The 3,120-nt window shown below is 61.5% G+C and carries 3 protein-coding genes; 2 read left to right on the top strand and 1 reads right to left on the bottom strand.

Annotation, left to right across the window (positions count from 1 at the left end):
* The first annotated feature begins 363 nt into the window (after window positions 1–363).
* Both IIY41_RS03305 and IIY41_RS03300 read left to right on the top strand, forming a co-directional pair.
* A complete protein-coding gene (locus IIY41_RS03305; protein WP_009322570.1) occupies window positions 364–1,083 on the top strand; it encodes a response regulator transcription factor in 720 nt (239 codons plus the stop codon).
* Window positions 1,084–1,089: 6 nt separating this feature from the next.
* Complete coding sequence (locus IIY41_RS03300) at window positions 1,090–2,811, top strand: ATP-binding protein (protein WP_055079969.1); 1,722 nt, start codon at window positions 1,090–1,092, stop codon at window positions 2,809–2,811.
* Between the two features lie 55 nt (window positions 2,812–2,866).
* Here IIY41_RS03300 and IIY41_RS03295 read toward each other — a convergent pair.
* The coding region (locus tag IIY41_RS03295) for a hypothetical protein (RefSeq protein ID WP_287399668.1) at window positions 2,867–3,120 on the bottom strand (254 nt) is incomplete at its 5' end.

Raw genomic sequence — 3,120 nt, 5'->3', positions numbered from 1 at the left:
GCGCTTCCCGCGGCTGAAAACCCGTCGGGGAAGTTTGCGTGATATCCTGCGCGAAGAAATTCAAGGCGGCGGCTGCAGGGCCGCGCTTCCCGCGGCTGAAAACCCGTCGGGGAAGTTTGCGTGATATCCTGCGCGAAGAAATTCAAGGCGGCGGCTGCAGGGCCGCGCTTCCCGCGGCTGAAAACCCGTCGGGGAAATTTGCGTGATATCCTGCGCGAAGAGATTCAAGGCGGCGGCTGTAAGGCCGCGCTTCCCGCGGCTGAAAACCGGTCGGGGAAGTTTGCGTGATATCCTGCGCGAAGAGATTCAAGGCGGCGGCTGTAAGGCCGCGCTTCCCATTGTTAAAAAAGGAGGAAAATCGGTATGCCGAAGGCACCGCGTATTTTTGTGGTGGAGGATGATGAGAGCATCCGCATGCTGCTGGAGGTGGCGCTGCGCTCGTCCGGCTATACGGTAAGCGCGTTCCCGAATGCGGCCGACGCGCTGGCTGAAATGGAGAATACCGTGCCGGACGCGGCGGTGCTGGACATCATGCTGGACGGTATGGACGGCATTACGGCGCTGAAGCTGATGCGTGCGAACGCGCGCCTTGCGGGCGTGCCCGTAATGATGCTGACCGCCAAGGATTCTGAAAACGATAAGATCATCGGCCTGGATGCAGGCGCGGACGATTACATGACAAAACCGTTCAGCGTGCTGGAGCTGTGCGCCCGTGTGCGCGCGCTGCTGCGGCGCGGCGGCGCCGCGCCCGCGCCGAAAAAGGGCGGCGTGCTGAAAAGCGGCGGCCTGAAGCTGGACCTTGCGGTGCGCGAGGCCACACGGGACGGGGCTCTGCTGGAACTGACCTATAAGGAATTTGAGCTGCTGCGTGAGCTGATGGAGAACGCGCCCGGCGCCATGAGCCGCGACGAACTGCTGCAAAGTGTTTGGGGCTACGACTTCATCGGCGAAACGCGCACGCTGGACATGCACATCGGCACGCTGCGCCATAAGCTGGGCGACGAGAGCACCGCGCCCCGGTACATTAAAACCGTACGCGGCGTGGGATACCGCTTTCTGGGCGAAGTGGAAAAAGAAGGGTAAAGGGACATGAAGAAAAGCATTCTGAAAAGCACGGCGCTCGTATTGTGCGCGGGCCTTGTGTGCTGCCTTTTGCTGACGGCGGCGATTTTTGACGCAAAGACCACGCAGCAGACGGAGACACAGCTGCGCAGCCTTGCCACGGCGCTGGGCTCCGCCTATGACGCGAACGGCGACGCCGACGCGCAGGCGTCGCAGTTTTCGCGGCAGATCGGCGGGCTTCGCGTAACGGTCATTGCAAAGGACGGCACGGTGCTGGGCGATTCCGCCGCCGATTACAAAACCATGGAAAACCACGCCGGCCGCGAGGAGCTGAAAGCGGCAGAGGGCGCGGGTGTGGGCATCTCCGTGCGCCCCAGCGAGACGCTCGGCACCCGCCTGATGTATGCGGCGGTGCGCACGCAGGGCGGGGAGTATATCCGTGTGGCCATGCAGTACAACGGCTTTTTGCGGGACCTTGTAAGCCTGCTGCCCGCATTGCTGGGCGCCGGTCTGGTCGCTTTTGCAGTGGCGGCGTTCGTGGCCACGCGCGTGGCGAAAACCGTGACGGACCCGATTTCCGATTTTACCGAAAGCCTGAAAAACGTGCAGGAGGGCGGCGCACGGCTGGAGCCGGAGAAATACCCTTATGAGGAATTGCAGGCCATGGCGGGCGATATCAACCGCATGTCGGAGGAGATCGCCCGGAACATGCGCCGCCTGGAGCGGGAAAAGGCGAAGATCGACTATATCCTGGACAACATGAACGAGGGCTTCGTGCTGCTGGATACGGACCAGAACATCCTGCTCATCAATGCGTCGGCGTGCCGCGCGTTCGGTGTGAAAAAAAACGAGGCCCAGGGCAAGAACATCCTGCACGCCACGCGCAACATCCCGCTCATCGACGGCGTGGCGGCGGTGCTGAAAAAAGGCGGCCACGTGGCCGTGGATATGCCGCTGCCCGATAAGCGCAAGGGCGAGGTGAACATCAGCCGCGTGAAGCCCGAGGACACGGGCGCCATCGACGGCGGCGCCATCATCATTATCTCGGACGTGACGGCGCAGCGCAACGCGGCCAAGATGCGGCAGGATTTCTTTGAATCCGCCTCACATGAGCTGAAAACGCCCATCACCTCCATCAAGGGCTTTGCCGAGCTGCTGTGCAGCGATATGCCCTTGGGCGGCAACAAGCAGGAGACGATCTCCAAGCGTATCCTCAAGGAGACGATGCGCATGAGCAGCCTCATCAGCGATATCATCATGATCAGCCGCCTGGAAAGCGGCGACATTACCTTTGAGCGGGAGGTGCTGGACCTTGCCGCCGTGGTGAGCGAGTGCTGCTCGGACGCGGCGGAATTTGCCAGAAGCAGCAAGGTGAGCATCTCGTGCACCACGCAGCCCTGTGTGCTTTCGGCTTCCCACCGGGAGATGAGCGAGCTGGCGGGCAACCTCATCACCAACGCCGTCAAGTACAACCGGCAGGGCGGCCGCGTGGAAGTGAACCTCACGAACGAGAACGGCGCGCCGTGTCTGCGCGTGTTCAACACGGGCGAGCCCATTGCGCCGGAATACGCCCAGCGTATCTTTGAACGGTTCTACCGCATCGACAAGGGCCGCAGCAAGGCGGCGGGCGGCACGGGGCTGGGGCTTGCCATCGTGAAGCACATCGCCACCAATTACGGCGCCAGCGTCACCGTAACGGCCGCGCCGGACGGCAATACCTTCACGGTGCTGTTCCCTGTGCAGGACTGAGCACGCCTTTTTCGCACGAGTGAAAAAGCGGGAAGCCATCATCCGGATGAACGGTTTATTGCTCGGCAGCAAAATGAGCCCGGCGCGCCGCGAAAGCAGCGCGCCGGGCTCTTTTTGCGCGGGGAAGCAAAGGGGAAAGCGCGAAAGGGAAAAATGGGACCATTTCTCTTAAATAGTGTTTACACGAGCGATATGGTATAATGGGAGCAAGAGAGCCGAAAGAGGTGTTCCCATGAGCAATGAACAACAACGCCACGACATCAGCGATGCGGTATGGAGCCTGCTGGAACCGCATCTGCCAGGACAACG

The sequence above is a fragment of the Ruthenibacterium sp. genome (assembly GCF_017421385.1).
Lineage (GTDB): Bacteria > Bacillota > Clostridia > Oscillospirales > Ruminococcaceae > Ruthenibacterium > Ruthenibacterium lactatiformans.
Note: the sequence above shows the minus strand (reverse complement) of the source record. Positions and strands in the feature narration are given on the sequence as shown.